The sequence below is a fragment of the Methylomonas sp. HW2-6 genome (assembly GCF_052474525.1).
In genome coordinates this window covers 120,547-144,655 of sequence record NZ_CP184124.1, presented here as the reverse complement: position 1 = coordinate 144,655, position 24,109 = coordinate 120,547, and the positions used below count along the sequence as shown (strand labels likewise).

Annotated in this window: 18 protein-coding genes; 14 read left to right on the top strand and 4 right to left on the bottom strand. The window is 60.3% G+C overall.

The features are described 5' to 3' along the window. Positions 1-9: 9 nt before the first annotated feature. Positions 10-237, top strand: coding sequence for a HypC/HybG/HupF family hydrogenase formation chaperone (locus ACH518_RS01620; protein ID WP_367154331.1), 228 nt, complete (start codon positions 10-12; stop codon positions 235-237). Continuing rightward, positions 234-1,343 (top strand): hydrogenase formation protein HypD, encoded by a 1,110-nt coding sequence (gene hypD, locus ACH518_RS01615; protein ID WP_445371621.1) that lies wholly within the window; start codon positions 234-236, stop codon positions 1,341-1,343. The genes ACH518_RS01620 and hypD overlap by 4 nt, the downstream gene beginning before the upstream one ends. 66 nt (positions 1,344-1,409) lie before the next feature. Here the strand turns inward: hypD and ACH518_RS01610 are convergent, their stop codons facing one another. Next, positions 1,410-2,399, bottom strand: coding sequence for a LysR family transcriptional regulator (locus ACH518_RS01610; RefSeq protein WP_260839226.1), 990 nt, complete (start codon positions 2,397-2,399; stop codon positions 1,410-1,412). 77 nt (positions 2,400-2,476) lie between these two features. Here ACH518_RS01610 and ACH518_RS01605 point away from each other — a divergent pair, with 77 nt between their 5' ends. From ACH518_RS01605 to ACH518_RS01580, 6 genes are read left to right on the top strand one after another with little or no spacing between them, the layout of a single operon-like run. Further along, entirely contained in the window at positions 2,477-4,066 is a 1,590-nt protein-coding gene (locus ACH518_RS01605; protein WP_445371620.1) for a proton-conducting transporter transmembrane domain-containing protein, read from the top strand. Further along, on the top strand, positions 4,063-6,645 hold the full coding sequence (locus ACH518_RS01600) for a YbcC family protein (RefSeq protein WP_445371619.1): 2,583 nt from the start codon (positions 4,063-4,065) through the stop codon (positions 6,643-6,645). The genes ACH518_RS01605 and ACH518_RS01600 overlap by 4 nt, the downstream gene beginning before the upstream one ends. A gap of 1 nt (position 6,646) precedes the next feature. Beyond that, a complete protein-coding gene (gene cysD, locus ACH518_RS01595; RefSeq protein ID WP_278210552.1) occupies positions 6,647-7,576 on the top strand; it encodes a sulfate adenylyltransferase subunit CysD in 930 nt (309 codons plus the stop codon). Continuing rightward, positions 7,576-8,904 (top strand): sulfate adenylyltransferase subunit 1, encoded by a 1,329-nt coding sequence (locus ACH518_RS01590; RefSeq protein ID WP_140911496.1) that lies wholly within the window; start codon positions 7,576-7,578, stop codon positions 8,902-8,904. Before cysD ends, ACH518_RS01590 begins: the two co-directional genes overlap by 1 nt. 25 nt (positions 8,905-8,929) lie before the next feature. Continuing rightward, on the top strand, positions 8,930-9,568 hold the full coding sequence (locus tag ACH518_RS01585; protein ID WP_445371618.1) for a MarC family protein: 639 nt from the start codon (positions 8,930-8,932) through the stop codon (positions 9,566-9,568). Positions 9,569-9,586: 18 nt separating this feature from the next. Then, positions 9,587-10,447 carry a DUF6671 family protein gene (locus ACH518_RS01580; protein WP_445371617.1) on the top strand — a complete coding sequence of 287 codons (861 nt, stop codon included), beginning with the start codon at positions 9,587-9,589 and terminating at the stop codon, positions 10,445-10,447. Positions 10,448-10,665: 218 nt separating this feature from the next. On the opposite strand, the gene ACH518_RS01575 is transcribed toward ACH518_RS01580, so the two are convergent. Continuing rightward, the gene (locus tag ACH518_RS01575; RefSeq protein WP_445371616.1) at positions 10,666-10,956 is read right to left on the bottom strand and encodes a hypothetical protein; all 291 of its coding nucleotides are present in this window, start codon (positions 10,954-10,956) and stop codon (positions 10,666-10,668) included. A 110-nt stretch (positions 10,957-11,066) separates the two neighbouring features. Between ACH518_RS01575 and ACH518_RS01570 the strand changes: the two genes are divergently transcribed. The 3 genes from ACH518_RS01570 to ACH518_RS01560 all read left to right on the top strand — a co-directional run bounded on the left by ACH518_RS01570 (position 11,067) and on the right by ACH518_RS01560 (position 15,917). Beyond that, positions 11,067-12,089 carry a DUF3800 domain-containing protein gene (locus ACH518_RS01570; RefSeq protein WP_445371615.1) on the top strand — a complete coding sequence of 341 codons (1,023 nt, stop codon included), beginning with the start codon at positions 11,067-11,069 and terminating at the stop codon, positions 12,087-12,089. 181 nt (positions 12,090-12,270) lie between these two features. After that, on the top strand, positions 12,271-13,308 hold the full coding sequence (gene hypE / locus ACH518_RS01565) for a hydrogenase expression/formation protein HypE (RefSeq protein WP_445371614.1): 1,038 nt from the start codon (positions 12,271-12,273) through the stop codon (positions 13,306-13,308). Then, positions 13,308-15,917: a carbamoyltransferase HypF gene (locus ACH518_RS01560; RefSeq protein WP_445371613.1), complete on the top strand. Its 2,610-nt coding sequence runs from the start codon at positions 13,308-13,310 to the stop codon at positions 15,915-15,917. Before hypE ends, ACH518_RS01560 begins: the two co-directional genes overlap by 1 nt. Here ACH518_RS01560 and ACH518_RS01555 read toward each other — a convergent pair. Beyond that, positions 15,910-19,017, bottom strand: coding sequence for an efflux RND transporter permease subunit (locus ACH518_RS01555; RefSeq protein ID WP_445371612.1), 3,108 nt, complete (start codon positions 19,015-19,017; stop codon positions 15,910-15,912). The two genes, ACH518_RS01560 and ACH518_RS01555, sit on opposite strands and share 8 nt — an antisense overlap. 137 nt (positions 19,018-19,154) lie before the next feature. On the opposite strand from ACH518_RS01555, the gene ACH518_RS01550 reads away from it, so the two are divergent. Further along, complete coding sequence (locus ACH518_RS01550) at positions 19,155-20,393, top strand: HD-GYP domain-containing protein (protein ID WP_445371611.1); 1,239 nt, start codon at positions 19,155-19,157, stop codon at positions 20,391-20,393. A gap of 108 nt (positions 20,394-20,501) precedes the next feature. Here the strand turns inward: ACH518_RS01550 and ACH518_RS01545 are convergent, their stop codons facing one another. Beyond that, positions 20,502-21,185 carry a VPLPA-CTERM sorting domain-containing protein gene (locus tag ACH518_RS01545; protein WP_445371610.1) on the bottom strand — a complete coding sequence of 228 codons (684 nt, stop codon included), beginning with the start codon at positions 21,183-21,185 and terminating at the stop codon, positions 20,502-20,504. 259 nt (positions 21,186-21,444) lie between these two features. On the opposite strand from ACH518_RS01545, the gene dnaB reads away from it, so the two are divergent. Together dnaB and alr are read left to right on the top strand one after the other, a co-directional pair. Further along, entirely contained in the window at positions 21,445-22,839 is a 1,395-nt protein-coding gene (gene dnaB, locus ACH518_RS01540) for a replicative DNA helicase (RefSeq protein ID WP_140911487.1), read from the top strand. After that, the gene (alr, locus tag ACH518_RS01535; RefSeq protein WP_445371609.1) at positions 22,836-23,948 is read left to right on the top strand and encodes an alanine racemase; all 1,113 of its coding nucleotides are present in this window, start codon (positions 22,836-22,838) and stop codon (positions 23,946-23,948) included. Before dnaB ends, alr begins: the two co-directional genes overlap by 4 nt. Positions 23,949-24,109 lie beyond the last annotated feature (161 nt).

Genomic DNA, 24,109 nt, shown 5'->3' with positions numbered 1-24,109 from the left:
ATTTTGCTGATGTGCCTAGCCCTACCTGCCCAAATTGTTGAAATAGCACCCGCCGGCGACATGGCTACCGCATCGGTGGACGGCGTTAAGGTCGAGGTGTCGCTGGCATTGGTGGAAGACATCAAAGTAGGTGATTATGTATTGGTCCACGTCGGTTACGCCCTGAACAAAATCGACGAAGACGAAGCCCTGAAAACCCTTGCATTGTTCGCCGAAGCCGGCTTGACCTCGTCATGAAATACATCGACGAATTCCGCCAGCGCGACCTCGCCCAACAACTGGCCGGCGCGATTGCGCACAGCGTCGATCCTGACCGCCAGTATCGGCTGATGGAGTTTTGCGGCGGCCATACCCATGCCATTTTTCGTTACGGCGTGCAGGATCTGATGCCGGCCAACGTCGAATTCATCCACGGTCCCGGTTGCCCGGTGTGCGTGCTGCCGACCGGACGCATCGACAACGCGATCCAACTGGTCGAGCAGCATGATGTCATTCTCTGCACCTACGCAGATTTGATGCGGGTTCCTGCGACTGGCCGCAACAGCCTGATTAAAGCCAAAGCCGCCGGCGGCGACATCCGCATGGTTTACTCGACTCAAGATGCGCTGAATATCGCCCGCGCCAACCCCGACCGCCAAGTGGTGTTTTTCGCGATCGGTTTCGAGACTACCACCCCGCCGACCGCGGTCGCGATCAAACAAGCCCAGGTCGAAGGCCTGAAAAACTTCAGCGTATTCTGCAACCACGTGCTGACCCCGGCGGCGATGCAAGCCATTTTGGATGCGCCGGAACCGGTGCAAATCGACGGCTTTCTCGGTCCGTCCCACGTCAGCAGCGTGATCGGCAGCCGGCCCTACGAAACCTTCGCCGAGCAGTACGCCAAACCCATCGTCATCGCCGGCTTCGAGCCGCTGGACGTGATGCAGTCTGCTCTGATGCTGATTCGCCAACTCAACGCAGGCCGGCACCAGGTCGAAAACGAATACAGCCGCGCCGTCACCCGCGACGGCAATTTAAAAGCTCAAGCCTTGGTCGACGAGGTGTTGGAATTGCGCCCGCAGTTCGAGTGGCGCGGCCTCGGCTTGATCGCCAACAGCGCATTGCGCATCAAACCGGACTACGCCGAATTCGACGCCGAACGCCGCTTCGCGATGCCGGCCATCAAAGCCAGCGATGTCAAAGGCTGCGAATGCCCGGCCATCCTGCGCGGCGCCAAAAAGCCGCAGGATTGCAAATTATTGGGAACCGTCTGCACTCCGGAAAACCCGATGGGCTCGTGCATGGTGTCGTCGGAAGGCGCTTGCGCGGCCTATTGGAGTTATGGCCGGGTCAGAAACGGCTGAGCTCGGCAAGAGCGGCGAATGACGTTCTGCCGATGCTGCCCTGGCCTCGGGCGCAGCGGTTAAAGTTCAGGCCGAATTGGTCAACAACTCTTTCAACAATGCATTCGGAAATTGCCGGCTGGGCGTAATCGCGTAAAAGCGTTCGCGAATGTCGGCGATCCGGTAATGTTCCACCAACAGGCCCTGGCGCAACTCGTCCAGCACCACCACCGGCGGCACCAGAGTCAAATGGCCGGATTCGCGCGCCAGCAAGCGCAACATCGCCATATCGTCCACTTCCGCCACCACGACAGGCCGCACCCCGGCTTGCTCCAGCAAAAAATCGAAGGCGCCGCGAATCTCGCTTTCGATGCTGGGCAACAGCAGCGGCCTGCCGTTCAAATCCTCCGGGAAGCGAAACGGCGCGGCCTCGGCATCGGGTTTGCCGACCAGGCTGACCGGTTGTTCGTCCAGCAGATGGCAATGCCAATTGGCCTGGGCGTCGCGCGGTGCCGGCCGGTTGGACAGCACCAGATCCAGCGTGTGCGCATGCATTTGCAGCAGCAATTCGCGCAGGTTGCCGGAATGCAGCACCAGTTCGACATCGCTGCGTTGCACCCAGCTGCGCACCAGTTCCAACTGGAAATTACGCGACAGGGTCGATACCGCACCGATCCGCAACAGTTGGCGTTCGCCGGCGGAGCGGCCGTGCATCAGGCTGATCAACTCGTCGCCGGCCCGGAAAATCGAGTTGGCATAATCCAGCGCGATCCGGCCGGCTTCGGTCAATTGCAGGCGCTTGCCTTCCCGTTCGAATAGTTTTTGCCCCAGCGATTCCTCGAGTTGCCGCAACTGGATGCTCAGCGCCGACTGCGACACGTGCAGCCGTTCGGCGGCGCGGGTCAGGTTGCTTTCGTTAGCGATCATCCAGAAATAACGCAAGTGGTGATAATTCAGTGCAGCCATTTTTTCATTAATAAAAGAGAACGTTTGTATTAAATACATATATTGGATGAATTGATGGCCGATTGCTAGCATGGTCACGCACTTACCCTTGCTCAGGAGATCGTCATGCATACCGTCATCCGCGATAGAAACCGTGTCCAAGCCACTTTCCTAACCTGCGGCCGTGCCGTTGCGGCAGGGAGGCGGCCATGACCGCCTGGATTTCCTATGCCGCAATTGCTGCTCCGGCGCAACTGGTGTGCGCCGGACTCGCCGCTTCCGTGCTGGTTCCGGTCAGGGCCAGAACCAGCGCGGCGGTTTGCGCCGTGCTGGCCGGCGGTGCGGTCCTCGCCGCCCTGCTCTGCGCGGTCGGTATCTTCGTCGGCGGCAAATTTCAGGGCGATTTCGCCGGCATTCCGCTCTACATCGACCGGCTGTCGGCCATCATGCTCAGTTTGGTGGCGTTGATCGGCGCGATCGTGATCCGCTATTCCGGCAATTATCTGGACGGCGATCCGGGCCAGCGCCGGTTTCTGCAGTGGCTGTCCTGGACCGTCGCGGCGGTATTGATCCTGGTGATTTCCGGGCATTTTGTCGGGTTCGTGCTGGCCTGGATCGCGACCAGTCTGAGCCTGCACCGCTTGTTGCTGTTTTACCCGGAGCGGCCGGGCGCGCAAATTGCAGCGCGCAAGAAATTCGTCGTCAGCCGCCTGGGCGATGTTGCCTTGATCCTGGCCGGAGTCTGCTTGTATCAGGCCTTCGGTACGCTGGAGTTCGGCGCCTTATTCGCCGCCGAACTTGGCGCCGGCCAGGAAACCGCGCTGACGGCGGCAGCCTTTGCCCTGATCGTCGGCGCGGTGATGAAATCGGCCCAGTTTCCGTTTCATAGCTGGCTGCCGGAGGTGATGGAAACCCCGACCCCGGTTTCCGCGCTGATGCACGCCGGCATCATCAACGCCGGCGGTTTTCTGGTGATTCGGATGAGCCACATCCTGGTACAGGTGCCGGCGGCCTTGCATATGCTGGCCGTGATCGGCACCTTCACCGCTTTGTTCGGTTCGCTGACCATGCTGACTCAGACCAGCATCAAGAAATCGCTGGCGTTCTCAACCGTCGGTCAGATGGGCTTCATGATGCTGCAGTGCGGTTTGGGCGCCTTCTCCTCGGCGCTGCTGCATATCCTGGCGCATGCCCTCTACAAAGCGCATGCCTTTCTCGCCTCCGGCAGTGTGGTCGACATTGCTCGTGCCGCCTGGGCGCCCCCGATCCGGGACAGCCGCCATCCCGGCGAACTTCTGTTGGCGTTTTTGGCGGCAGCGGCATTGACGGTAGGTAGTGCCGCTGCGTTCGGGCTGAGTCCCGGCACGGAACCCGGCATCGTTTTCCTCGGCGCGATCCTGCAAATGGCCTTGACCTACCTGCTGTGGAATGCGCTGGCGCATCAGGCCGGCCCCAAACAAATATTCCGCGCCAGCCTGATCGCCGCTGGCACCAGTTTGTTGTATTTCGCATTGCAAACTGGTTTTCTGAACCTGCTGACGGGCGATGTGGCCGGGCCGATCCCGGTCGACAGTCTGTTCGACGGCCTGTTGCTGAGTATCGTCCTGGCCGGATTTTTCTCGATCCTGATGTTGCAGATCGAGTTCCCCGGTCCGGCGGCTGCCGGAATCTGGCAGGCAGCCTACGTCCATATCTACAACGGTTTTTATATCAGTACCCTCGCCAACCGGCTGCTCGCTAGCCGGCGGTTGGCATCGGCCCGCTTTAGCCATCGTCACTCCGGAGGAATGCCGCAATGAACCCAGCCTTGTCCTCAGTCAAAATCAAATCTGCTCCGGCCGGCGCCGGCGTTATCGACAAAGCCGCACCGAACGACGTAACTGCCGCCGTCTACATCGATGCCGCCACGCGCGCCTGCCGCCGCATCGCGCCGCTCTGGCCGTTGCAACATTTTGTCGCGGTCAATCCGTTTTTGGGTTGGAGCGATCGGCCGTTTGCCGCAGCCTGCCAATGGGCAACCCGCAGCGGCTTTGGCGAGATGTTGATGCCGACCCGGTTCTACGCCGAACAATACCGTAGCGGCCGGATCCGGATGGCCGATATCGAGCAGGCCTTGGCGCTGGCCGGCAGCAGCGTGTCGCTGCAGCAGTGTCTGGATGCGCTGCACGATGCCCGGCCGGAGGCGGCGAACCAGGCGCCGGCGTGCTGGCCGACACTGGCCGACCACCTGGATGCCGAGACCGGCAGCGCTTGGGCCGGATTGATTACCGACGAGATCTCGAAATGGTGCGCTGCCTATTTCGACGAAGGCCAGTCGGCTTGGCGCATGCCCTGGCGCAATCAACCGCTTTACTCGGCCTGGCGTCGGGCAGCGGCCTTCGATCGTACCCCCGAGTTGGCCGGCATCACTGACTTTCGGCGCTGCATCGCCACGCTGCCGGAGAGTCCGGCCGCGGCGATTTCGCAGATACTCGCCGCCCTGGGGGTGGCAGACGATCGGCTGGAGGATTTTTGCCAGCGGCAACTGCTGACTGTCGCCGGCTGGAGCGCCTGGCTGCGCTATAAAACCTGGCCGAACGAGCCGGCGCAGGCCGCGGAGGCTTTGCTGGAGTTGTTGGCGATTCGTCTGGCCTACGACTATGCCCTGTACATCCGCGTCGCCCAGCCGCTGGAACTGCAGACCTGGCGTTTGCGCTGGCAGGCGTCGGCCGTGTCCAGCGACCCGGTTGCCGAGGACTCGCTGCAGATTCGCCATGCGCTGCAATGGGCTTACGAACTGGCCGGACAGCGCTCGCTATTGGCCCGCTTGGCCTCGCCGCCGCCTGCCGCAAAGCTGGTTCCGGCCGAGCGCAAGGCGCTGCAGGCGGTGTTTTGCATCGACGTTCGCTCCGAAGTCTATCGCCGGGCGCTGGAAGCGGTGTCCGCCGACATCGAAACCTTGGGCTTTGCCGGTTTCTTTGGGTTCCCGATCGAGTACATCGGCCTTGGCCACCATCACGGCCAGCCGCAATGTCCGGTGTTATTGCAGCCGAAATTCCGGATCAGGGAGAGCGTAGCCGAGGCCGATGTCGGCGATCTGCGCAAAATCCTGGAAAAACGCTGGCTCAACAAACGCCTGAATCGGTTGTGGAAGGGATTCAAACACTCGGCGGTTTCCTGCTTTTCCTACGTCGAGATTTCCGGTTTGACCTTTGCCGGAAAGCTGTTGAGCGATAGTTTGGGTTTGACCCGCACGGTGGCCAAACCGGGTAGCGCCGGACTGGACCGGGCCGTGGTGCAGCGGATCGGGCCGGTCATCACCCGCCAGCGCGGGCGGCTGATCGCCAACGGTCCGGTGGTCGAAACCGGCATTGCCTTGGGGGAACGGATCGAACTGGCCCGCAAAGCTTTGCAAGGCATGAGCTTGAACGACGGCTTCGCCCGCCTGGTCTTGCTCTGCGGCCATGGCAGCAGCACGGTCAACAATCCGTACGCAGCGGGACTGGATTGCGGCGCCTGCGGCGGCCATAGCGGCGAAGCCAACGCCCGGGTGGCCGCGGCCGTGCTCAACGACCGCGAGGTTCGGGCCGGTCTGGCGGCGCAAGGCATTGCCATCCCCAGGGAGACCTGGTTCGTCGCCGGGCTGCACGATACCACCACCGATCAGGTACGGCTGTTCGATCTGGACCAGGTACCACATTACTTCGCCGCCGATCTAGCGCAATTGCAGGATTGGCTGGAGCAGGCCTCGCAATTGTCGCGGCGGGAGCGGGCGTCGGCTCTGGGTCTGGCCGATGTCGACGCCAAGGCGCTGTGGCAAGCGATGCTGAAACGCAGTCGCGACTGGGCCCAGATCCGGCCGGAATGGGGCCTGGCCGGAAACGCCGCCTTCATTGCCGCGCCGCGGCAACGCACGGCTCACGCCGGTTTTGACGGCCGGGTGTTTCTGCACAACTACGATTATCGCCAGGATGGCGACGGCGCGATTTTGAACCTGATCATGACGGCGCCGATGGTCGTCGCCAGTTGGATCAATCTGCAGTACTACGCCTCGGCCGTCGACAACCGGCGCTTCGGCAGCGGCAACAAGGTTCTGCACAACGTGGTCGGCACCATCGGTATCCTCGAAGGTAACGGCGGCGACCTGCGGGTCGGGCTGCCTTGGCAATCGCTGCACGATGGTCAGGCGTTGCGCCACGAGCCGGTACGCCTGAGCGTGATCATCGAAGCCCCGGCGGCCATGATCGAACAGGTGCTGGACAGCCAGGCCGAAGTCCGGCAGTTGGTGGAGAACCGCTGGCTGCATTTGCTGCGGATCGAGCCGGGCGACGGCCGTTGTTTCCGTTACGGCGGCCCGAACGCTTGGCAACCCGTTTCCCTAGACCCCGAGGAGTTTTGACATGACTGTATCCACCCACGACGGGCTCGGTCCTGCCGCAGCGGATCACTTGGATCTGCTGGAGGCCGAGGCCCTGTTCATCTTGCGCGAAGTGGCGGCGGAATGCCGGCATCCGGTGTTACTGTTCTCCGGCGGCAAGGATTCGGCCGTCCTGCTGCACCTGGCCTACAAAGCGTTTCATCCGGAACGGATCGGCTGCGCCCTGTTGCACATCGACACCGGCCATAACTACGCCGAGGTGATCGCCTACCGCGACCGCATGGCCGAGCGCTACGCTTGCCAGCTGCACGTGCGCAGCGTCGAGGATTCGATTCGCAAGGGCTCGGTACGCTTGCGGCATGCGCAGGAATCGCGCAACGCGCATCAATCGGTGACCTTGATGGAAGCGATCGCCGAGTTCGGCTTCGACGCCTGTTTGGGCGGCGCCCGCCGCGACGAGGAAAAGGCGCGGGCCAAGGAACGCATCGTCAGCGTGCGCGACGAATTCGGCCAATGGGAACCCAAGAATCAACGCCCGGAGCTGTGGTCCTTGTACAACACCCGCGTGGCGTTGGGCGACCATCTGCGGGTGTTTCCGATTTCGAACTGGACCGAGCTCGATGTCTGGCAATACATCCAGCGCGAGGACATCGAACTGCCCGAGCTGTATTTCGCCCACCAGCGCCAAGTGGTGCGGCGCGGCGACATTCTGGTGCCGGTGACGCATCTGACGCCGGCCCGGGCCGGCGATACCGTGGAAACGGTCAGTTGCCGCTTCCGTACAGTCGGCGATATTTCCTGCACCGCGCCGGTGGCGTCGACTGCGGTCAACGTCGCCGACATCATCGCCGAAACCGCGCAATGCCTGCTGACCGAGCGCGGCGCCACGCGTCTGGACGACCGCGCTTCCGAAGCGGCCATGGAACAACGTAAAAAAGAGGGGTATTTCTGATGAACGCAATCGTGAATTCAAGCTCCGACAGCTTTGACACCGGAACGGAGCCGACGACTCGCCCGTCCGGCTTGTTACGGTTCATCACGGCCGGCAGCGTCGACGACGGCAAAAGCACGTTGATCGGCCGCTTGCTCTACGACACCGGCAACGTTGCCGCCGATCAATTGGCGTCGATCCAGGCCACCTCGCATAAGCGCGGGCTGGCCGCCATCGATTGGTCGTTGTTGACCGACGGCCTGATCGCCGAGCGCGAGCAGGGCATTACCATCGACGTGGCTTACCGCTATTTCGCCACGGTGCGCCGAAAGTTCATCATCGGCGACGCCCCTGGCCACGAGCAATACACCCGCAATATGGTCACCGCCGCCTCCAGCGCCGATCTGGCGATTCTGCTGGTCGATGCCCGCAAAGGCGTCGTCACCCAGACCCGCCGCCACGCCTATCTGGCGCACTTGCTCGGCATCCCCGAGCTGGTGCTGGCGGTTAACAAGATGGATCTGGTGGATTGGCAGCCCGCGGTCTACCAGGCCATCGTCGACGAATTCAATGCCTTTATCGGCCGGCTGGGCCGGCACCATGTGCAGGCGATTCCGCTGTCGGCGCTGAACGGCACCAATCTGGCGACTCGGTCCGAGGCCATCCCCTGGTATAGCGGCCCCAGCCTGCTCGAACATCTGGAATCCAGCCCGGCCAGGCGCGATGCCGACGTCGCGCCGTTCAGGCTGCCGGTGCAGCGGGTCGTGCGGGTGATGCTGGGCAACGCCGCCGACGGGGCCAGCGATGCGGAGTTCCGGGGTTATCAAGGCACGCTGGCATCGGGACGCTTGCGCTTGGGCGACGAAGTGGCGGTGATGCCCGGCGGCCAGCGCGCTCGCGTCGCGCGTTTGAGCGTGGCGGAGCGCGACTTGGCGGAAGCCGGCGCCGACCGTTCCGTGGTGGTGGCGTTGGATAGCGAGATCGACATTTCCCGCGGCGACATGCTGTGCGATTCGCAGCAGTTGCCGCAGGTGACCAAAACCCTGAGCGCCGATATCTGCTGGCTATCCGAGCAGCCGTTGGACTTGCGGCGCAAGTACTTGGTCAAGCACACCACCCGCAGCGTCAACGCCGCGTTCGCGGAGCTGAGTTATCGGGTCGACGTCAATACGCTGGCCCATCAGCCGCAGCCGGATTCGGCGCAGATGAACGATATCGTCCGGGCCACGCTGAAGTTGCATCAACCCATTTGCGCCGATGCCTACAGCGACAATCGCACGACCGGCAGTTTCATCGTCATCGATCCGGTGTCGTTGCATACGGTGGCGGCCGGCGTAATCGTGCGTTGATACCTTATCGAGCAGGGAAGAAACCATGAATTGGAATGAATTTGTCCAACTGTTGGCCGGGTTGATCTCGGTGGGGAATCCGATCACAGCCATGCCGGTGTATATGGCGTTGACGGCGCGCAAGAGTCCGGCCGAGCGCCGGCAGACCGCCATCACCGCTGCCTTTGCGGTGACGATGGTATTGTTGACCGCGTTGCTGGCCGGCGAGCCGATTCTGCGCTTTTTCGGTATCGGCCTGCCGGCGTTTCGCGTGGCCGGCGGCTTGCTGCTGTTGCTGATGGGGATGTCGATGCTGCGGGCCAGCGACGACCGCTCCCGGCATACCCCGGAAGAAGACGCCGAATCGCAGGACAAGGCCTCGGTGGCGGTGGTGCCGTTGGCGATCCCCTTGCTGGCGGGGCCGGGCGCGATCAGCACCACCATTGTTTACGCCCACCGCGATTTGTCGTTGAACCACTATCTGCTGTTCGGCGGTGTGATCGCGACTGTCAGCAGCATCGTCTTGCTGTTTCTGCTGCTGGCGCCGCGGATCGTGGCGATCATGGGTCAAACCGGCATGAACCTGGTGACGCGGGTGATGGGGTTGTTGCTCAGCTCCATCGCCGTGGAATTCATCGCCGGCGGGATGACGGAACTGTTTCCGCTGTTGGCCGGCGGCCGATAAGCGGCCGGGGGAGCGTTCATGCCGATCTCGACCGCCGACGAAAGCGTTTATTGCGGGCAGCGGGTGGCCCTGCTGACCCAGCACGGCAAGCAAGCCCCGCTGAGCGAGGTGCTGGGCCACTGCTTGGGTTGCCGAATCGAGCATGTCGACCGCTTCGATACCGATAGCCTCGGCACCTTCACCCGCGATATTGCCCGCGCCGGCAGTCAGTTGGAAGCAGCCCGGCGCAAGGCGCAAATCGGCATGGAATTGTCCGGCCTGAGCATAGGCCTGGCCAGCGAAGGCGCGTTCGGGCCGGACCCGGTCAGCTTCATGCTGCCACACAATCTGGAATTGCTGGTCTGGCTCGACGCCCGTTTGGGCATCGAAGTTGTCGCCACCGCATCCGGCGCCACCAATTTTGCCCACCAAACCGTGACCAACTGGGAAGACGCCGAACGTTTTGCCTTGGCGGCCGGGTTTCCGCAGCACTATCTGATCGTGCGTCCGGACCAGCAAGACCATCCCGAGTTTCGCAAAGGCTTGGCGACTTGGCCCGAGTTGCAGGCGGCGGTCGCCTGGGCGCTGGCCGCCTCATCCGCGCGGCAGGCCTTCATCGAAACCGACATGCGCGCCTTCGCCAATCCAACCCGCATGCTGAACATCCGCCGCGCGGCCGAAGTGTTGGCGCAAAAGCTGCTGTCGCTATGCCCGGTCTGCGCCGCGCCCGGTTTTGCCGTCTCCGGCAGCGTGCGCGGTTTGCCGTGCGAGGATTGCGGACTGCCGACGAACGACGCCAAAGCCGATATCCATGCCTGCGTGCGCTGCGGCCATCAGGTTGCAGTCGCGCGCGAACGCCGTTTCGCCTCGGCCGGCCATTGCAATTATTGCAATCCTTGAGGCCTTGGCCCGCTCCTACAGGATTTGAACAGGCCAGTTTATTGCGTAGGCTACATCACTAAATTGCCAAAGCCTATTCAAGGTAAAGGTTCCCGGCATATAACCGCGTTTCGACAGAGTATTAAATGCGAATAGGGCGGATGCAGTAACTCCAGATGGGGCTTGATATAGCGCGAGGCTTTTGCCGTATTGCTCGGTAAAGGCCAACGCATAAGCCATTAAAGCGTATCCTGCCGAGTCAGATGCGCTTCCGGCGTATTGACAAGCGCCGATTCGATCGCGGCTATGTCTTGGGTTTTCAAATTGTTGGCTTCAATTTGCGGCATATCAAACTCTCTGTGACAATTCATGGATTTGATCGCGCGATTAATCAAGCGGTGTTTTGTACCTAAAAACAGGGGGCATATGCCAAACTTTGCGGTAACGACGGCATGGGCTAGGATGAGTACGGTAAGACTTAGCGCGCAATTTTTGCCCGCCATGAAGCCGATAGCAATACGTGGGTACAAACAACTGCCCACGCTACCCGAATATGGTCCGGTACCTTAGCTCTCCGCCGATCCAAAGCTATATCTCTGGTAACGTAAACTTTTCCAATGTATTTGGTAGGGAAATTTAATTGAACATCTTTATCGATGAATCTGGTTCGTTTGTGAATGCTACTAAGCCAGGATCATGGAATTCTATTGCCGCTTATATGACTCCAGAAGGCGATAGGAAACACCTTAGAGAAATCGTGAAAGGACTTAAGCGAACAGTTGGTGCGCCACACAATGTCGAGGTCAAACTGAATCAGCTCACTGAACTCCAATACTTTGACTTTCTGAGCCGACTTGGTGCCCTTCAAGGTGTCTTGTTTTCCGTTGCAACCGATGCCGGGTTAAATGAAATCGCTGAAATAACTGGCCATCAAAAGGGGCAGGTGGAAAAAATAACGGAACATCAGGATAAGATGCTTCACCAGACTGCTCGCGAACGTATACAAGCTCTTTCGGAGAAGGTGGCAGCTCTTGCTCCACAGCTCTATATTCAGCTTCAATGTCAAGTATGTTTACTTGATAACGTTGTTAGAAATGGAGTTCTCTACTTCGTCCAAAGGCAACCAAAACATCTTGGTAGATTTCGATGGCGAATAGACCAAAAAAATTCAAGTCGAACAGAATATGAAAAGTCGTTTGTATCGCTAACACCGGTATTTCTTCAGACAATTTCTCTCTCCGAGCCGATGATAGCACTGAAGGAGGCTGATTATTCGGCATTCGATCGATTCCGTTACTCAGAAAATGAGCGTCCAAACTACTTAAAGGAAACCTATGGTATTGAAATAAACGATGCCGGTCCGGTCACTAACATCGGTATGTTGATCCAAGAAGACCTTGATTTTGTTGATTCGAAACAAAACCTTGGTGTCCAAGTAGCAGACCTTCTTGCTTCCGGTATTCGGCGGTGCTTAAGGCTGGAGTTCACTAATAACGAGCTTGCCGCTCACTTATTGGGGCGACTGATGGTACAAAACATAAGAAAGCAGCCCCCAATAAGATTTATAGGGTTCACAAAAATGGAAAATCGGATGCCCGATACGGAGGCGAAACTTTCAAAGATTATGGAGCTTAGCGCTCGGAATATGATTGTTTCTGTATGATTGAGCTAATGTCTGATTTCAGTAATTCGTTCGTTACAATTTGAGATTAAATTTATTAAGATCAATAGCTTGGCGCCAGTAAAAAACCTACTTTAAAATTAAACACTGGTAAGGCCTCAAAAGAGAGGTGATGCCTACCCTACATCTAAGCCGTCCTTCCGATCGTCAATAACTCAAACCCATGCCCCAATCCCATTCACTCAATCTCAAATCCGGCCAAATCGACCTCACCCACGGCGGCGGCGGCCGGGCCATGGCGCAGTTGATCGATCAGTTGTTCATCAAGCATTTCGACAACGACTTGCTCAATCGGCGTAACGACCAGGCCTTGTTCAACGTGCCGGCCGGGCGTTTGGCGATCAGTACCGACGGTCATGTGATTTCGCCGCTGTTTTTTCCGGGCGGTGACATCGGCTCGCTGGCGGTGCACGGCACGCTGAACGACGTGGCGATGTCCGGCGCCAAACCGCTGTATCTGGCGGCGGCTTTCATCCTGGAAGAAGGCCTGCCCCTGGCCGACCTGGATCGCATCGTCGCCAGCATGGCGGCGGCGGCGAATAAAGCCGGCGTGCCGATTGTGACCGGCGATACCAAGGTGGTCGAGCGGGGCAAGGCCGACGGCGTGTTCATTACCACCACCGGCGTCGGCTTGGTGCCGGACGGTGTCGAGATTTCCGGCGAGCGCGCAGCAGCGGGTTGCGCGGTGCTGCTGAGCGGTTCGATCGGCGACCACGGCGTGTCCATCATGGCCAGTCGCGAGAACTTGCAGTTCGAGACCAGCATCGTTTCCGACTCGGCGGCCTTGCATGGTTTGGTGGCCGATATGGTGAACGCGGCGCCGGACGCGATCCGCTGCCTGCGCGACCCGACCCGCGGCGGCCTAGCAGCGGTATTGAACGAGTTGGCCGGCCAGTCCGGGGTCGGCATCGTGATCGACGAAGCCCGGATTCCGGTCAAGGCCCAAGTCAAGGCGGCCTGCGAAATTCTCGGTCTCGATCCTTTATACGTCGCCAACGAAGGCAAACTGGTCTGCATCTGCGATGCCGATGCGGCCGAGACGCTGCTGGCGACGATGCGCCGGCATCCCTTGGGTAGCGCCGCCGCCATCATCGGCGAAGTCGTGGCCGATCCGCACCGTTTCGTGCAAATGACCACGGCTTTCGGCGGCCGGCGCATCGTCGATTGGCCGGTAGGCGAGCAACTGCCGCGCATCTGCTGATGGCGGGCAAGGCCATCCGCGCCCGCGGCGTGGTGCAGGGCGTCGGTTTTCGGCCGGCGATTTGGCATTTGGCGCGGCGCTGCGGCCTGACCGGCGAGGTCTGGAACGACGGCGAAGGCGTGATGATTCATGCCTTCGGCAACGCCGAGGCTTTGGAGCGGTTTATCGCCCGGATTCCGCGCGAACTGCCGCCGTTGGCGAGGTTGGACGCGCTGGAATGCCGGGATTTGAATCAAGCCGCGCCGGACGAATTTCGCATCGTCGCCAGCCGGCCGGACGGCATCGCCACGCCTATAGCCGCCGACGCCGCCACCTGCCCGGAGTGTCTGGCCGACATCGCCGACCCAACCAATCGCCGCTACCGATATCCCTTCACCAACTGCACCCACTGCGGCCCGCGCCTGTCCATCGTCCGCGCCGTGCCTTACGACCGGGCCAACACCAGCATGGCGGCCTTTGCGATGTGCCCGGACTGCCAGCGCGAATATGACGATCCGGCCGACCGCCGCTTTCACGCCCAAGCCAACTGCTGCCCGGTTTGCGGGCCGAGCTTGTGGCTGGAAGCGGCCGAGAACAGCAGCGAACCCGCGTGCGGCGCCACCGGCAGCCAAACTAGGATGGTTCCGTTCGCCCCGAGCATTTCGAAGGCTGCAGTGGAGAATTCGCGGCCCCAAGTCAAGCCGCTTATGCTTCGACCAGCTCAGCACCAACGGCTTGACTTAAAGGCATTGGCGCCGGACGTGGGCAGCATGGACGATGTCATCCGGCAAACTGCCGAATTGATCCGCCAAGGCCGCATCGTCGCCATCAAAGGCCTGGGCGGCTTTCATCTGGCCTGCGATGCGACCAATGCCGCGGCGGTGGACACCCTTCGCCAACGCAAGCGCCGTTACGCCAAACCGTTCGCGCTGATGGCCCGCGATTTAGCCATGGTGCATCGTTTTGCCGCAGCCGACGCGGCCGAAATCCTTGCCCTGCAAGACAGGGCCGCGCCCATCGTGCTGCTGCGCGCCCGCGGCGAAGCGCTGGCCGGCGGCGTGGCGCCGGGCGACGCCAAACTCGGCTTCATGCTGCCTTACACCCCGTTGCATACTTTGTTGATGCAGGAGTTGCACGATCCCATCGTGCTGACCTCCGCCAACGTCAGCGACGAGCCGCAATGCACCGATAACGACGATGTGCGGCAAAAACTGGCCGGCATCGCCGACTATTTTCTGCTGCATGAGCGCGACATCGTCAACCGGCTGGACGATTCGGTGGCGCGGCTGATGGACGGCGAGATCCGCCTGCTACGGCGGGCGCGCGGTTATGCGCCGCAGGCGTTGCCGTTGCCGCCCGGTTTCGAGCAGGCCGCGCCTGTGCTGGCGATGGGGGCCGAGCTGAAAAACAGCTTCTGCCTGCTCAGACCCGGCCAGGCCGTGGTCAGCCAACATATCGGCGACCTGGAAAATGCTGCGGTACAAACCGATTACCGCCACGCCATCGAGCTGTACCGGCAGTTGCACGGCTTCCGGCCCGAGCTATTGGCCCGGACTGCAAATGCCGTTCGCCCTGAGCTTGTCGAAGGGCGCTCCACCTCGGACTCCGACACGCCCGGCCTCTCTATCTCGCAGGGTAGCGACCCAAGGCCGGAGGGTAGTAGCGTCGGGTTGATAATCGCGATAGACCGCCACCCCGGCTATTTGTCCAGCCAGTACGGCCAAAGCTTGGCGGCGGCGGACGGCGTGCCCTGCGTCCCCGTGGCGCATCATCACGCCCATTTGGCTGCCTGCCTGGCCGAACACGGCGTGGCGCTGGACGCGCCGCCGGTATTGGCGGCGATATTCGACGGGCTGGGCATGGGCGAGAACGGCGAGCTGTGGGGCGGCGAGTTCTTGCTGGGCGATTACCGCGGCTTTAGCCGCTTGGGCCATTTTCAGCCGATGGCACTGCCCGGCGGTAGCCAGGCGATGCGCGAACCCTGGCGCAATGCCTATGCCCAGCTCCGGCATTATTTGGTTTGGGACGAACTGCTGGCGGAATTCGGCAGTCTGCCGTACTTCCAAGGATTGGCGGACAAGCCGCTGGCGATCTTGGATACGATGATGGCGAAAAACTTGAACGCACCGCTCTGTAGCTCGGTCGGTCGCTGGTTCGACGCGTTCGCCGCCGTGCTGGATTTGCACGCCGACCGAGCCGATTACGAAGGCCAGGCGGCGATTGCGCTGGAGAATTTGGCTGCGCCGGTATTCGCCAGCGAAGCCGCCTATCCGCAGGCTTGGCAGCTAAACCAAATGGAAGGAAAGCAGGTGTTGACTTGGCGCGGCCTATGGCAGGCGGTGTTGCACGATCTGGCCGGCGGCGCCGATAAGGCGGCGATTGCCGCGCGTATCCACCACAGCCTGGTCGCGGCCAGCGTGGAAAGCTTGTGCCAACTTGGCCGGGAAGCCGCGGCAGACACGGTCGTGCTGAGCGGCGGCGTATTTCAAAACCGGTTATTGCTGGAAGGCGTGGCGGAAGGCTTGCGCCGCCGCGGTAAAACCGTGTTGTTGCCGCAACGTTATCCGGCCAACGACGGCGGCTTGGCTCTGGGCCAGGCCGTTATCGCCGCCGCGGCCGGCATCAATTAGCGGCGTTGCTGCCGGCCAGTTCGACATTGAAGTGGCCGTAGCGTTGCAAGATTGCCGGCAACAGCAGCAGGTTCAGTGCCGTGGACGATGCCAGGCCGCCGATGATGATGGCCGCCATCGGCCCCATGATCTCTCGGCCGGGATTGTCGCTGCCGACCGCGATCGGCAACATCGCCAGTGCGGTGACCAGGGCCGTCATCAGGATTGCCGGCAGGCGTTCCTGGGCGCCGCGGATCAGCGTTGCGGTGGACCATTCCTGGCCTTCGAATTCGATCAAATGCCGGTAATGCGAAATCAGCATGATGCAGTTGCGCACGGTGATGCCGAACAGAGTGACGAAGCCGACAAACGAGCCGACCGACAATGTGGCATCGGTAACCACAACGGCGGCGACGCCGCCCAACAGCGCAAACGGCAGGTTCAACAAGGTCAGCAGCATATGGCGCAGACTGCCCAAGGCGATAAACACGAAAATCAGCACGCCGGCGCCGGCCAGTAAGGCGTGGACTACCAAGCTTTCGCGGGCTTTGGCCTGTTCCAGCGCCGCGCCGATGAATTCCGGATAGCTGCCGTCGCGCCAGTTCAATTCGGTTTGTACCCGTTGCTTCAGTTCGGCCATGAAGGCATCCATATCGCGGCCTTCCACCTTGCAGGTCACGGTTTGGATCCGCTGCGCGCCCTGGTGCAGGATGTTGTAGCGGCCCTCGCCGTGGCGAACGTCGGCCACTTCGCCCAGCAAAACCCGCTGGCCTTCGTTGTTTTTCAGCGGCAATTGCGCCAAATAATCCGGCTGGCTGCGCCATTCCGGCGGCAGCGATACCGCGACGTTGAAGATGCGATTGCCCTGTAAGTTCTTGCCGACGATGCGGCCCTCGTACGCGGTTTGCAAGGCCGCCATCACTTGCGCCGGGCTGATGCCGCGGAATTTCAGGCGTTCCAGATCGAGTTGCACTTGCAGCAAACTGGTGGCCGGCGGCGAACGCAATTGCACGTCTTCGGCGCCGGGCAGGGTCTCGATCAGCGCGGCCAGTTGTTGGGCCTTGGCGTCCAGCTCCGCCAGATCGTAGCCGTAGATGTTGACCACCACCGGCGCGGTGTAACCGGAAATGGTTTCGTCGACCCGTTCGGTCAGGAAGGTGTTGGCCTCGTAATGAATGCCGGGGAATCTGTCCAGAATGGCGCGGATTTCGTCCAGCACCCGCTGCTGTTCGGCGCCGGAAAGGGGATGCAAACGCACTTCGTATTCGCTGTAATGGCTGCCGTAAGTGTCGGCGCCCCGTTCGGCGCGGCCGGCCCATTGCGATACCGATTCGACGCCGGTCACCGCCATCAGCCGTTCGCTCACCAGGCTGCCGAGCCGGATCGATTCCGGCAACGAGGTACCGGGTACGCTGGCGGTGTGGACGATGAAGTGGCCTTCGCGCAGTTCCGGCAGAAATTTGTGGTCCAGTTGCAGGAAGGCGGCGATGCCGGCCAGGCAGGCTAGTGCCCCGGCCAGGGCTACGGTTTTGAAATGGCGAATCGCCCACAGCAATTGCCTGGCATATATCGGTTTCAGCCAACGCAACAGCGGCGGATCGCTATTGTCGGGCAATTTGGCTTTGAACAGCAGATGGCACAGCGCCGGCGTCAGCGTCAGCGCTACCAACAGCGACATCAGGATCGCCAGGATGTAGGACGCGCCGAGCGGCGCGAACAGCCGGCCGCTGACGCCGTCCAGCGTCAGCAGCGGCACGAATACCAGCGCGACGATGAAGCTGGCGTAGACCACCGAGCCGCGCACTTCCAGCGAGGCTTGGTAGACCACGTGTTCGGTCGGGTCCGGAAAGATTTTCAGGCGGTTTTCCCGCAGGCGGCGGAAGATGTTCTCGGTATCGATGATGGCGTCGTCGACGACTTCGCCCAGCGCGATCGCCAGGCCGCCCAACACCATAATATTCAGATTCACGCCGCATTCCAGCAGTACCAGCGCGGCGCTGAGCAGCGACAGCGGAATCGCGGTGGCGGCGATGAAGGCGCTGCGTAAGTTGAACAAGAACAGGTAAAGCACCACCAGCACGAACAGTCCGCCGAGCAACAGGTGTCCGGACAGGTTATGCAGCGAGGTTTCGATGTAGTCCGCCGGGCGGAACAGATGCGGGTAAAACGCGATGTTTTGCTGTTGGAAGATCGGCTGGAAGTCCTGCAGTACCGATTCCACCTGGCGCGAGACCGAAAGGGTATTGGCGCCGTATTGGCCGATCACCATCAGGACGATGCCAGGTTTGCCCATGATCTGCGCCGCGCCGATCGGCGGTTCCGCGCCGTAACGGATGTCGGCGACGTCGGCCAGGGTTACGTTCATGCCGTCCTGGCGTTTGACCACCAACTGCTTGAACTGCTCCGGATCGGCCGGTTGGCCGCTGATTTGCAAAGTAAAACGCTGGTTGGCGTTTTCGATGAAGCCGGCGCCGTTCATCTCCGCCGCCCCGGCCGCTGCGGCAACGATATCCTCGATGGCCAGGTTGAAGCGCTGTAGTGCCGCCGGTTGTAGTTGCACCTGCAATTGCTGGATATCGCCGCCGAACACATTGACGTCGGCCACGCCGGGCACCGCCAACAGCCGCGGCACCAGGCTCCAGTCCACCAGACTGCGCAGTTCCATCAGCGATTTGGTCTCGGAGTTGACGCCTAGCGTCAACACCGTGGCCGACGACGACGACAGCGGTATCGCTACCGGCGTGCCGACACCGGCCGGCAAGCGCTGGCCCAGGCTGGTCAGGCGTTCGCTGACCAGTTGCCGGTTGCGGTAAACGTCGCTATGCTCGGAGAAGGTCGCCGTGACGATCGATAAACCCTGAATCGATTGCGAGCGCAGGGTTTGCAGGCCGATCAGGCCGCTGATCGAGTTTTCGATTTGCTGGGTGACCAGCACTTCCACTTGCTCGGTGGCCAGGCCGGGCGCTTCGGTTTGGATGATGACCTGTTTCGGCGCGAATTCCGGAAAAATGTCGAGGCCGGCGTTGGCGAAGCGGTAGCTGCCGTAAATGAACAGCAGCAGCGCCAGCGTGACGACGATGCCGGAATAACGAATCGAAAATCGGACCAGAAGAGCGAGCATGACGGTGGGCGAGATTAAACTAAGCCGGTTATTGTGCCTTGTCGGCCGGCCGCGGTCCATCGCCGCCGATAGGCTTTGCCGGCTCGGCCAAACTGCATTAACATCGCGTTTAACCTGAATCGGGGGAGTTTTCACTGATGGATAGCCAACGCATCGATTTACACAGTGCGATCATTTCGTTGACCTGCGCGCTGGACTTGGTCGGTATCGACGAAGTCAAACACGGTAAGCGGGTGGCGATGATGGCGTGGCACATTGCCGGTAAATTGGCCTGGTCGGCGGAGGATAGGCTCAAGATTCTGCATGCCGGTATGTTGCACGATTGCGGGGTGGCCAAGATCCGCGAACATCGGCATCTGACCGAGTCGTTGGAATGGGACGGTGCCGAAGCGCATTGCGAGCGCGGCGAGCAATATCTGCGGGCCTGTCCGCCGCTCAGCCATCTGGCCGAAGAAATCCGCTATCACCACACCCGCTGGGAGACTCTGGTGCAATTGCCGCTCCCCGCCAGAACCCGGCTGCGCGCCAATCTGCTGTTTCTGGCGGACCGGATTGATGTGCTGCAAGCGCCTTATCTGGCCAGCGAGCAAATTCTGATTGCGGCGCCGAAGATCGTCGAGCGGTTGCAAAGTTATTCCGGCAGTCTGTTTTGTCCGGAATTGGTGGACGCTTTTGCCGATCTGGCGCAAAGTCAGGCGTTTTGGCTGGCGATGGACCCGGATTACCTGGACGAGGATTTGCGCAATCTGGGCGACCACATTCCGATGGTGTTGTTGCCCTATCCGGATTTGCGCGAGATCGCCCGCCTGTTTTCAAGGGTGGTCGATGCGAAAAGCCCCTACACCGAACTGCATTCCGAACGGGTGGCGCAAATCGCCCGCCGGTTGGCGCAATCCTTCGGTATCCAAGGCGCCGACCTCGAACAAGTCGAAATCGCCGGTTTGCTGCACGACATCGGCAAGTTGCGGGTGTCGGAAGACATTATCGACAAACCCGGCAGTTTGACCCCGGAGGAGCGGGCCTGCATGCAGCGCCACAGCTACGACACCTACCGGATTCTGCAGCGGGTGTTCGTCGACTCGAAGATTCCGGAGTGGGCCGGACTGCACCACGAAAATCTGCGCGGCGAAGGTTATCCGTTCAAGACGATTGGCCCGTCTTTGGATTTGGAGTGCCGAATTATCAGCGTTGCCGATATTTTTCAAGCGTTGGCGCAATCAAGACCCTACCGAGCGGGGATGCCCCTGGATGATATCTTGCTGTATTTGCGTCAGCGAGTGGCCGATGGAGTGTTAGATGGTGAAGTCGTTGCGGCGTTAGCGGAAAGAGCCGACGTCTACTACGAACTAGCGCAAGGCCATTTTGCAATGGATTAAATGCTGTAATTGACCGTGAAAATTCGATTGTCAGGCAGTTGACAACAAAAAAGCCGTAATCGTCCTTAGACGGCTACGGCTTTTTGAATTGTTGGACGCTGTTTTGGATTACGCCGCGCCCGTTTTCCTTTTATTGAAGCCCAGCAAGCCAAGCAGGCCGGAAGCCATTAACCAAGCCGCCGCCGGAACCGGCACCGAAGCAACGGAATCGTTGCCGCCTGAGCCGTTGTTCAAACAATATTGAACATACAGCTCTGCCGCTTTGAAGTAATAGTCCTTACTGCCACTGTCTTTGACGTCCAGCACCGCAGTCAATGTCGAAAGACCAGTCGAGGATAAAAAGTTACGTACGTCCAGATTGATATACTGTTTGTAGCCATCAACTTCTTTCCAATTGGGTGACAATGAAGAACCATTAATAGACGTGATGCCGGCGTATTCATGTTTATCTTTCAGCGTACCATTCGTCGCAGAATCATCCGCTGAGGTGGAATCGTCACGCAACCACACTTTAAGGAAGGCGCTGGTGATGCCTGTAGCATCTAATTGGTATGAGAAATTGAGCGTGTAATTGTTATTGCTGGTGTCGCTGTCTGCCTTGGAGATTAGGGTGCCATTGTTGTCGCCAAATAACTTAAGGCTCAATTCTTTAGGCGTACATGCGGTTTGATCGCCGCAATTTCTTTGTCGATATTCATGCTCGTGTTCAGCCTCGAAAACGTTGGAGGCGAAGGCTGTCGATGTAGATACGGCAGCGGATAACACCATTGAAGCTGCGATTAGCTTTTGCATAGTAAGTACCTGGAGAAGTCAATTTAATATTTGGTGATGAGTAAAACTCCTTGCGGCTACGTCCTAAACATCATCTGGTGCCCAGTTTATTTAGATTCTTGAAGTGGTTTAACTGTTCGTTGGTGCCATGTCAAAATTGACATGAGCCCTGAATCGCCCGTTACTCAGGCGGTGGCTGGCGGCCAGGGCGGTTGAATCGGCAAAAAGATTTACGCCATCAAGATATAATCGACCCTATTGCTTTCAAACTGCCCGCGACATGTCCGAAGACCACTATTTCCTGTCCGATCAAACCGTAGAATCTCTGAAAGTTCCGCCGCATTCGATTCAAGCCGAGCAATCGGTGTTGGGCGGTTTATTGCTGGATAACCAGACCTGGGATTCCGTCGCCGACAAGGTCGGCGAGAACGATTTTTATCGCCGCGACCACCGCTTGATTTTCCGCGCGATCGCCGAATTGGCCGAGCGGCAGGACCCGTTCGACGTGGTGACCATCTCCGAGGTGCTGGAAACCACCGGCGAGTTGCAGGATGTTGGCGGCCTGGCTTATCTGAGTATGCTGGCGCGGGACACGCCCAGCGCCGCGAATATCGTCGCCTATGCCAACATCGTTCGCGACCGTTCGGTGTTGCGGCAACTGATCCACGTCGGCACCGAAATCTCCGATTCGGCCTTCAGTACCGAAGGCCGGGAAACCGCCGAATTGCTGGAAAACGCCGAGCGCAAGGTGTTCGAAATCGCCGAACAGCGGCAGAAGGGGCAGGGCGGTTTCAATTCGATCAAATCGCTGCTGGCCAAGGCGGTCGACAAAATCGAAACCCTATACGAATTGGACGGGGACATCACCGGCGCCAGTACCGGCTTCACCGATCTGGACGAAAAAACCTCCGGCTTGCAACCGTCCGATTTGATCATCGTTGCCGGCCGGCCGTCGATGGGGAAAACCACGATTGCGATGAACATGGCCGAAAACGTCGCGCTGAAAAGCGGTATGCCGGTAGCCGTGTTCAGTATGGAGATGCCGGGCGAGGCGCTGGCGATGCGGATGATGTCGTCGCTGGGCCGGATCGACCAGCACAAGGTCCGCACCGGCAAATTGGACGACGACGACTGGCCGCGATTGACCTCGGCGATCAATTTGCTGGCCGAGACCAAAATGTTCATCGACGACACCCCGGCATTGACGCCGACCGAGGTGCGCTCCCGCGCCCGCCGTCTGACCCGCGAACACGGCCAGCTGGGCTTGATCGTGCTGGATTACTTACAGTTGATGCAGTCGCCGTCCAGCGGCGATAACCGGGTACAACAGATTTCCGATATCTCGCGCGGCTTGAAGGCGCTGGCCAAGGAACTCAACGTGCCGGTGATCGCCCTGTCCCAGCTCAACCGCAACCTGGAACAGCGCCCCAACAAACGGCCGGTGATGTCGGACTTACGGGAGTCCGGTGCGATCGAGCAGGACGCCGACTTGATCATTTTCGTTTACCGCGACGAGGTCTATCACGAAGACAGTCCGGACAAAGGCATCGCCGAAGTCATCATCGGCAAGCAGCGGAACGGCCCGTTGGGCACGGTGCGGCTGACTTTCCTGGGCCAATACACCCGCTTCGAAAATTTTGCCGGGGTATACAACGGCCCCGAGGATTACGAATGATCCCGCCGGCTTACGTACGTCTGGATCTGGATGCGGTGCGCCACAACCTGGAACAGGTCAAACGCTACGCGCCGGACAACAAAATCATGGCGGTGATCAAAGCCAACGCTTACGGCCACGGCATGGACCGGGTCGCGGCAGCGCTGGAACGGGCCGACGGCTTTGCCGTGGCCAGGGTGGACGAGGGCGCCCGCTTGCGCCAGGCCGGCTTCGAACAGCCGATTACCGTGTTGCAAGGCTTCGTCTGCGCCGACGAATTGCAACAGTTATTGAAATACCGGCTGACGGCGGTGATCCATGCACCGCAACAAATCGCCATCCTGCAACAGCAACCGGCCGCCGGCGCCAAGCTGGCGGTATGGCTGAAGCTGGATACCGGTATGAACCGGCTCGGTTTCAAAGCCAACGATTTCGCCGCCGCCTATCAGGCTTTGCTAGCCTGTGCGGCGGTCGAACAGCCGATCAATCTGATCACCCATTTCGCCAACGCCGACGATTTATTGGACGACAAAACCCGGCGCCAGATCGATTTGTTCAACGACGCCGTCAAAGATTATCCGGGCCAGCGCAGCATCGCCAATTCGGCTGGCATCATCGGCTGGCCCAGCGTCCGCCTCGGTGCGGGTCAGGACCGGGCCAGCGATTGGGTCAGGCCGGGCTTGATGCTATACGGCTGCTCGCCGTTCGCCGGCAAAACCGGTGCCGATTTCGGCTTGAAGCCGGTCATGAGCTTGCATTCGCGGCTGATCGCAGTCAAAGACATTGCCGCCGGCGAAAGCGTTGGTTACAGCGGTACCTGGACTTGCCGCAGCGCCACCCGCCTGGGCGTGGCGTCCATCGGCTACGGCGACGGCTACCACCGTGCCACCCGCAGCGGCGCGCCGGTGTTGGTCAACGGTCGGCGGGTACCGCTGGTCGGCCGGGTGTCGATGGACATGATTACCGTCAATCTGAACGAGCTGCCCGACGCCCAGCCCGGCGACCCGGTCACGCTATGGGGCGACGGCCTGCCGGTCGAAGAAATCGCCCACCACGCCGACACGATACCCTACACCTTGCTCTGCGGGATTACGCAGCGGGTGCAGGTGATGTCAGGCGAAGGCAGCTGAGTTCTTGGTTTGCTTTGGGATGGCTTGAGGCTGAGGATAACGCCAGCAAGCTGTTAGGAAAGGATCGATCGTGCCCGCAGCGCCGTTTGTTGGTTGCCGCAGGGGTGGCTGTTGTTGATTCGGTAACCCGGTTATCATCCCGTTCTATTCGATTGCTTTAT

Bases quoted from the DNA above. Each gene is read 5' to 3' on its own strand.
- ACH518_RS01620 (WP_367154331.1), top strand. From the start codon at position 10: ATGTGCCTAGCCCTACCTGCCCAAATTGTTGAAATAGCACCCGCCGGC.
- hypD (WP_445371621.1), top strand. From the start codon at position 234: ATGAAATACATCGACGAATTCCGCCAGCGCGACCTCGCCCAACAACTG.
- ACH518_RS01610 (WP_260839226.1), bottom strand. From the start codon at position 2,399: ATGCATGACGATCTCCTGAGCAAGGGTAAGTGCGTGACCATGCTAGCA.
- ACH518_RS01605 (WP_445371620.1), top strand. From the start codon at position 2,477: ATGACCGCCTGGATTTCCTATGCCGCAATTGCTGCTCCGGCGCAACTG.
- ACH518_RS01600 (WP_445371619.1), top strand. From the start codon at position 4,063: ATGAACCCAGCCTTGTCCTCAGTCAAAATCAAATCTGCTCCGGCCGGC.
- cysD (WP_278210552.1), top strand. From the start codon at position 6,647: ATGACTGTATCCACCCACGACGGGCTCGGTCCTGCCGCAGCGGATCAC.
- ACH518_RS01590 (WP_140911496.1), top strand. From the start codon at position 7,576: ATGAACGCAATCGTGAATTCAAGCTCCGACAGCTTTGACACCGGAACG.
- ACH518_RS01585 (WP_445371618.1), top strand. From the start codon at position 8,930: ATGAATTGGAATGAATTTGTCCAACTGTTGGCCGGGTTGATCTCGGTG.
- ACH518_RS01580 (WP_445371617.1), top strand. From the start codon at position 9,587: ATGCCGATCTCGACCGCCGACGAAAGCGTTTATTGCGGGCAGCGGGTG.
- hypE (WP_445371614.1), top strand. From the start codon at position 12,271: ATGCCCCAATCCCATTCACTCAATCTCAAATCCGGCCAAATCGACCTC.
- ACH518_RS01560 (WP_445371613.1), top strand. From the start codon at position 13,308: ATGGCGGGCAAGGCCATCCGCGCCCGCGGCGTGGTGCAGGGCGTCGGT.
- ACH518_RS01555 (WP_445371612.1), bottom strand. From the start codon at position 19,017: ATGCTCGCTCTTCTGGTCCGATTTTCGATTCGTTATTCCGGCATCGTC.
- ACH518_RS01550 (WP_445371611.1), top strand. From the start codon at position 19,155: ATGGATAGCCAACGCATCGATTTACACAGTGCGATCATTTCGTTGACC.
- ACH518_RS01545 (WP_445371610.1), bottom strand. From the start codon at position 21,185: ATGCAAAAGCTAATCGCAGCTTCAATGGTGTTATCCGCTGCCGTATCT.
- dnaB (WP_140911487.1), top strand. From the start codon at position 21,445: ATGTCCGAAGACCACTATTTCCTGTCCGATCAAACCGTAGAATCTCTG.
- alr (WP_445371609.1), top strand. From the start codon at position 22,836: ATGATCCCGCCGGCTTACGTACGTCTGGATCTGGATGCGGTGCGCCAC.